This is a genomic window from Nonomuraea lactucae, assembly GCF_003313395.1.
Taxonomy (GTDB): domain Bacteria; phylum Actinomycetota; class Actinomycetes; order Streptosporangiales; family Streptosporangiaceae; genus Nonomuraea; species Nonomuraea lactucae.
The window spans coordinates 39,274-45,387 of sequence record NZ_QNFZ01000293.1 but is presented as its reverse complement, the minus strand read 5'-3'; the positions used below and the strand labels follow the sequence as shown (position 1 = coordinate 45,387).

The 6,114-nt window shown below is 71.9% G+C and carries 8 protein-coding genes; 5 read left to right on the top strand and 3 right to left on the bottom strand.

What is annotated here, in order from left to right:
- The 3 genes from DQW85_RS21235 to DQW85_RS21225 form a co-directional block, all read right to left on the bottom strand.
- Positions 1–379, bottom strand: a 379-nt coding sequence (locus DQW85_RS21235) for a PHP domain-containing protein (RefSeq protein WP_113702044.1), incomplete at its 3' end; no start/stop codon positions are given.
- Entirely contained in the window at positions 379–645 is a 267-nt protein-coding gene (locus tag DQW85_RS21230) for a DUF6504 family protein (protein WP_113702043.1), read from the bottom strand. The genes DQW85_RS21230 and DQW85_RS21235, both read right to left, overlap by 1 nt.
- 78 nt (positions 646–723) lie before the next feature.
- Positions 724–1,470, bottom strand: a complete 747-nt coding sequence (locus tag DQW85_RS21225; RefSeq protein WP_113702042.1) for a GntR family transcriptional regulator — start codon at positions 1,468–1,470, stop codon at positions 724–726.
- Between the two features lie 111 nt (positions 1,471–1,581).
- On the opposite strand from DQW85_RS21225, the gene DQW85_RS21220 reads away from it, so the two are divergent.
- The 5 genes from DQW85_RS21220 to DQW85_RS21200 are packed head-to-tail and all read left to right on the top strand — an operon-like array spanning position 1,582 to position 6,109.
- Entirely contained in the window at positions 1,582–2,733 is a 1,152-nt protein-coding gene (locus DQW85_RS21220; RefSeq protein WP_113702041.1) for an ABC transporter substrate-binding protein, read from the top strand.
- Positions 2,730–3,551, top strand: a complete 822-nt coding sequence (locus tag DQW85_RS21215) for an ABC transporter permease (protein ID WP_113702040.1) — start codon at positions 2,730–2,732, stop codon at positions 3,549–3,551. The genes DQW85_RS21220 and DQW85_RS21215 overlap by 4 nt, the downstream gene beginning before the upstream one ends.
- Positions 3,539–4,393 (top strand): ABC transporter permease, encoded by an 855-nt coding sequence (locus DQW85_RS21210; protein WP_113702039.1) that lies wholly within the window; start codon positions 3,539–3,541, stop codon positions 4,391–4,393. The genes DQW85_RS21215 and DQW85_RS21210 overlap by 13 nt, the downstream gene beginning before the upstream one ends.
- Positions 4,390–5,484 carry an ABC transporter ATP-binding protein gene (locus tag DQW85_RS21205; RefSeq protein WP_113702038.1) on the top strand — a complete coding sequence of 365 codons (1,095 nt, stop codon included), beginning with the start codon at positions 4,390–4,392 and terminating at the stop codon, positions 5,482–5,484. The genes DQW85_RS21210 and DQW85_RS21205 overlap by 4 nt, the downstream gene beginning before the upstream one ends.
- Positions 5,474–6,109: an HAD family hydrolase gene (locus tag DQW85_RS21200; protein ID WP_113702037.1), complete on the top strand. Its 636-nt coding sequence runs from the start codon at positions 5,474–5,476 to the stop codon at positions 6,107–6,109. The genes DQW85_RS21205 and DQW85_RS21200 overlap by 11 nt, the downstream gene beginning before the upstream one ends.
- The last annotated feature ends 5 nt before the right edge of the window (positions 6,110–6,114 follow it).

Sequence of the window (6,114 nt, the reverse complement as noted above, 5' to 3'; positions counted from 1 at the left end):
GGTGCGCGTCCGTGACCAGGCGCGCCAGGCGGGACCAGCCGCCGGAGCGAGCCAGCACCGTGATCCGGTCCTCGGAGTCGGGCCCCGTCGCGGGACGCGCTCGCCGGGGCTCCCGGGCGTCGAACCCCGGGAGCGGGTCGAAGCCCGCGCCGGCCCCCGTGCCGTCGAGCGCCAGGCTGACGCCGAAGACCGGGGCGATCCCGGCGTCCGCGCAGGCCTGGGCGTGCTTGACCGCCCCGTACAGCCCGTCGCGGTCGGTCAGGGCGAGGATGTCCATCCCGTCCTCCGCCGCCCGCCGTACCAGTGCCTGCGGGAAGGCCGTGCCGTACCGCATCGAGTAGGCGGAGCTCACGTTGAGGTGAGGGAACGGAGCGGCCATCAATCCCACGCCCGCATCAGCAGCCAGCCCCCGCTGGCCGTGTCGAACCTCAGCTCGTACGACCCGACCTCGCGCCCCGGGCTCGCCTCCAGCCGCCAGAACTGGCGCTCGCCGGGGTCGCCCTCACCGGTCTTCCACCACTCGCGGGCCACCACCCAGTGGTCGAGGACGCGGCGCACGAGGTAGAGGCGGTCGCGCCAGACGAACTGGCTGGGCTCCCCGTCCCTGGTCCACACCTCGATCGGGTCGCCATAGAGTCTGCTCAAGATGCTTCTCCCCGCGGCTCTCGTGCCTGTGCTGAGCCGCCCGGGGGAAGGCGGGCGCTATGTATCGAACATATGTTCTCAGGGCCCGAAGTGCAAGTCGCCTGCCCGCCGCTCCAGCGGGTTGGCGCCGATCGAGTTGCGGATGCTGAACGCCACGCTGCCCGCCCGGTAGCGGTCGTCGGACCACTCCACCGGCCTACCCTCGTACGTCGTGGTGATGCGGCGCTGGCGCAGGAGCGGGCTGCCCCTCCGCACCCCGAGCAGGCGGGCGTCGTGCGCCCCCGCGGCCACGGCGTCGATGAGGTGCTCGCCGTAGGCGAAGACGAGGCCGACCGAGTCGTAGAGCGCCCGCGTGACCGACTCGCAGTCGGGCGGCAGCTCCTCGACGGCGCGGGCCATCCAGTCGGCGTACACCGTCCGTTCGACCAGGACGGGCTCGCCCTCCAGCGAGCGCAGCCGGAGCACCTCCAGCACCTCGTCGGAGGCGAGCCTGGCCGCCTCGACGGCGGTCGCCGTCCGGCGGCGCTGGGTGATGACCTGCCCGCCGAAGCGGTAGCCGTTGGCGCGCGCCCACTGCGCGAAGCTGTGCAGCTCGGCGAAGCTCTGGCTGCGGGCGTTGCCGAGCACGATCCGCCTCGCGCCCTGGCGCGACCCGACCAAGCCCTCGGCGGCCAGCAGCGCGACCGCCTGCCGCACGGTGCCGCGCGCGGCGGAGTAACGGGCGGCCAGGTCGGCCTCGCTCGGCAACTGCGAGCCGACCGGATGGACGCCGGTGACGATGTCGTCCCTCAGCTCGGCGGCGATCCGTTCGTAGCGCGCAACCATCCGCGTCCTTCCCGTTCACGAAAAAGCAATGTCAATGGGACTTACTTGCTCTGGCTTGTTTGTACAAGTTCCCCTAAGTTCTTTCCACACCCCCAGGAAAGTGGAGGCGACGTGTTCACACCTCGCGCTCGTGTCGCAGGCGTCATCGCGACCCTTACCGTTGTCACCGCGGCGTGCGGCTCCGCGCCCGGATCATCCCAGCAGGCCGGTTCCGACGGCGGCGCGAACGCGCGCACCGCCACCTCCGCCGCCGACTTCGGCGGCTTCGACAAGCTCGTCGAGGCGGCCAAGAAGGAAGGCGCGCTGCACGTCATCGCGCTGCCTCCCGACTGGGCCAACTACGGCGAGATCATCAAGTCCTTCGAGGCCAAGTACGGTATCAAGATCGAGAGTGAGGACCCCGACGCGGCCAGCGCCGACGAGATCAACGCGGTCAAGACGCGCAAGGGGCAGGACCGCGCGCCCGACGTCCTCGACCTCGGCCAGTCGTTCGCGATCAGCGGCGCCAAGGAGGGCCTGTTCGCACCCTACAAGGTGCAGACGTTCGACAAGATCCCCGAGGGCCAGAAGGAGCCGACGGGGCTCTGGACCAACGACTACGGCGGCTACATCTCCATCGGCTGCGACGCCAAGAAGATCACGACCTGCCCCGCCAGCTTCGCCGACCTGCTCAAGCCCGAGTACAAGGGCAAGGTCGCGCTCAACGGCAACCCCACCAAGTCGGGCTCGGCCTTCGCCGGGGTCTACGCCGCCTCGATCGCCAACGGCGGCTCGTTCGACGACATCCAGCCGGGCCTCGACTTCTTCAAGAAGCTGAAGGCGGCCGGCAACTTCAACCCCGTGGAGACCACCCCGGCCACCATCGAGAAGGGCGAGACCCAGATCAGCATCGACTGGGACTACAACAACGCCGCCTACGCCCCCAAGATGGCCGACAAGGGCATCGACTGGAAGGTCAATGTGCCCTCCGACGGCAAGTACTTCCAGATGTACGCCCAGGCCGTCAACAAGGACGCCCCCCACCCGGCGGCGGCGCGCCTGTGGCAGGAGTACCTCTACAGCCCCGAGGGCCAGAACCTCTACCTCAAGGGCTACGCCCGGCCGGTCCTCCTGCCGGCGATGGAGGCCGACGGCACGGTCGACAAGACGGCGGCCGCCGCGCTGCCCAAGGTGGAGGGCACGCCCACGTTCCCCACGCCCGAGCAGGTCGACGCCGCGAAGGCCAAGCTGGCGAGCGGCTGGGACGCCGCGATGTCCGGATGACCAGGTCCAAGGGGTGGCTGGGCGCGCTGCCCCTTCTGGTCTTCTACGCGTTCGTCTTCGGTGTCCCGCTGGTCGCGCTGCTGGCCGGCGCGTTCACCTCGCGGGGCCGGCCGACCCTGGACAACCTGCGGCAGAGCCTGCAGGGCGGCAACCTGACCTCGATGGCGGGCAGCGTCCAGGTGTCGGCCGTGGTGGCGCTGCTCGGCGCGCTGCTCGGCACCGTCCTGGCCTACGCCGTGGTGACCTCCAGGTTCACGGCGCTGCGCCAGGCGGTCCTGACGGCCTCCGGCGTGCTCGCGAACTTCGGCGGCGTCCCGCTGGCGTTCTTCTGGGTGGCCACGCTCGGCAACTCAGGGGTGGTCAGCGGGCTGCTCGGGCTGCCCACGGGCGCGCTCTACAGCTTCTGGGGGCTGGTCGTGGTCTACCTGTACTTCTCGGTGCCGCTGATGGTGCTCGTCATGGCTCCGGCGCTGGACGGGCTGCGACCGCAGTGGCGCGAGGCGGCGGCCAACAACGGGGGCACCGCCTGGCACTACTGGCGGCACGTCGGCGTGCCCGTGCTGACGCCGTCGCTGCTCGGCGGGGTGGTGCTGCTGTTCGGCTCGGCGTTCGCCGCCTACGCCACGGCGGCGGCCATGGGCGCGGGCACAGTAGTGCCGCTCGTCACCCTGAAGATCGCCAACGCGCTCACCAGCGACGTGCTGATCGGCCAGGAGAACGTGGCGCTCGCCCTCAGCCTCGACATGATCGTGGTGGCCGGGCTGGTGATGGCCGTCTACCTGCCGCTGCAGAAGAGGAGCACCCGATGGCTGCGGTGACAGGTCTCGAACAGCCTCTGGCCGCCGCTCCGGCGGCCCGGACGGCCCGGCCGCGCCTGTGGCGGGCGGCCGTGTTCGCGGTGGCCGGGCTGTACTTCCTGGTGCCCCTGGGGGCGTCGCTCTGGTACACGATCTACACGCCGACCTCCGGGGTGTCGTTCGGGGCGTACGGGGAGCTGCTCACGGCCGAGGGGTTCGCCGGCAGCCTGGCGCTCTCGCTCGGCCTGGGGCTCGCCACGATCGCGCTCGTGCTGCTGCTCACGCTCCCCGCGATGCTGGCCGTTCGGCTCAGCGCGCCCCGGCTGCGGCCCGTCATGGAGGTGCTCTGCACGCTGCCGCTGGTGGTGCCGCCGATCACGTACGTGGCCGGGCTCGGCACGTCGCTGCGCACCGGGGCCGACCTGCTGGCTCCGACGCCGTTCTGGGCGACGCTGATCGCGATCCAGGACCCGGCGTTCCCGGTCGTGCTGGTGCTCGCGTACGTGGTGCTGGTGCTGCCGTTCGTCTACCGGTCGCTGGACGCGGGGCTGCGCACGATGGACGTGCGGACGCTCGTCGAGGCCGCGCGCAACCTCGGCGCGTCGTGGCCGCACGTGGTGTTCCGGGTGCTCATCCCGAACCTGCGCTCGGCGCTGGCCAGCGCGTCGTTCCTCACGCTCGCCCTGGTGTTCGGCGAGTTCACCGTGGCGCGGCTGCTGGGCTACCAGCCGTTCGCGGTCTGGATCGTGACGATCTCCGGCTCGCGCGGGCAGGTGTCGGTCGCGGTCTCCATCCTCAGTCTGCTGCTCTTCTGGCTGCTGCTCCTCGCGGTCTCCAGCGCCTTCGGGAGGGAGAAGAAATGACGTCGAAGGTGGAGTTCCGGGGATTGCGCCGGATCTTCGGCAGGACCGTCGCCCTGGACGGCCTCGACCTGACCATCGAACCCGGCGAGTTCGTGGCACTGCTCGGCCCGTCGGGCTGCGGCAAGACGACGGCGCTGCGGTGCGTGGCCGGGTTCGAGCGGCCCGACTCCGGAGCCGTGCTGGTCGACGGCCAGGACATCACGAACGTCCCGGCCAGCAGGCGCGACGCGGGCATGGTCTTCCAGTCCTACTCGCTCTTCCCCAACATGAACGCCCGCGACAACGTCGCCTTCGGCCTGCGGGTCCGCAAGGTGCCCGTCGCCACCCGGCGGGCCAAGGCCGACGAGCTGCTCCACCTCGTCGGCCTGCCGTCCCACGCCGACCGCTTCCCGCACGAGCTCTCCGGCGGCCAGCAGCAGCGCGTCGCGCTGGCCCGCGCGCTCGCGCTGGAGCCGCGCGTCCTGCTGCTCGACGAGCCGCTGTCGGCGCTGGACGCCAAGGTACGGGTCTCGCTCCGCGAGGAGATCCGCCGCCTCCAGCTCGACCTGGGCATCACCACGATCTTCGTCACCCACGACCAGGAGGAGGCCCTGTCGATCGCCGACCGGGTCGCCGTCCTGCGCGACGGCCGCCTGGAGCAGTGCGGGCCGCCCGCCGAGGTGTACGACCGGCCGGCCACCCCGTTCGTGGCCGAGTTCGTCGGCACCATGAACCACCTCGCCGGGCAGGTGTCCGCCTCCGGTGACCAGGTGACGGTACTCGGGCAGCTCCTCCCGCTCGACGGCGCGGCACCGGCCGACCCCCACGTGGACGTGCTGATCCGGCCCGAGGCGGTCAAGGTGACGCCCGCCGCCGACGGCCGGGGAGAGGTGCTGGCGGCGTCCTTCCGCGGCGCCTCCGTACGCCTGCGGGTGTCCCTGGACGGCGGCGAGGTCCTGGCCGACGTGCCAGGACACGAGGCGGCGCTGCTCGGGCCCGGCACCCGGGTCGAGACGCGGCTGGTCGAACGCCCCGTGCTGGTGTCCGCCCGGACGGCCCCCGCGCCGGACCCCGCTGAGGAAGCCGTTTCGGAAGCCGCGGATGTCGTCTGAGGCCCGGGATCGGGGGGACTTCGTGTTCGACGCCGTCCTGTTCGACATGGACGGCACCCTGGTGGACACCGAAGGGCTCTGGTGGCAGGCCACGGTGGCGGTGGCCGGGTCGCTCGGCGTCGAGCTCGGCCCCGCCGACGTGCCGCACGTCCACGGCCGCATGGTGTCCGACGTGACGGAGCACCTGCTGCGCCGCGCCTGCGGCGTCGATGGCGAGCACGAGGCGGACGACGTGAACCGGCGCCTCACCGGCGCCTTCGCCCAGCGCGTCGGCGAGGGCGTGACGCTGATGCCCGGCGCCCGCGACCTCCTCGGCGAGCTGGCCGCGCGGGGCATCCCGACCGCCCTGGTCAGCGCCTCGCCCCGGAGCGTCGTGGAGCTCGTCCTGCCCCGGCTCGGCCACCGCTTCGGCCAGGTGATCGCCGCCGAGGACACCGCGCGCGGCAAGCCGTTCCCCGATCCCTACCAGGAGGCCGCCCGGAGGCTGCGCGTGGACCCCGGCCGGTGCGTCGCGATCGAGGACAGCCCGACCGGCATCGCCGCGGCCACCTCCGCCGGATGCCGGGTGATCGTCGTCGACCCCGTGTCGGGCCTGCCCGCGCTACACGCGATGTCGGTAAAGTAACCCGG

Excerpts from the sequence above, each read along its gene's own strand:
- DQW85_RS21225 (WP_113702042.1), bottom strand. The coding sequence starts at position 1,470 with ATGGTTGCGCGCTACGAACGGATCGCCGCCGAGCTGAGGGACGACATC.
- DQW85_RS21215 (WP_113702040.1), top strand. The coding sequence starts at position 2,730 with ATGACCAGGTCCAAGGGGTGGCTGGGCGCGCTGCCCCTTCTGGTCTTC.
- DQW85_RS21200 (WP_113702037.1), top strand. The coding sequence starts at position 5,474 with ATGTCGTCTGAGGCCCGGGATCGGGGGGACTTCGTGTTCGACGCCGTC.
- DQW85_RS21205 (WP_113702038.1), top strand. The coding sequence starts at position 4,390 with ATGACGTCGAAGGTGGAGTTCCGGGGATTGCGCCGGATCTTCGGCAGG.
- DQW85_RS21210 (WP_113702039.1), top strand. The coding sequence starts at position 3,539 with ATGGCTGCGGTGACAGGTCTCGAACAGCCTCTGGCCGCCGCTCCGGCG.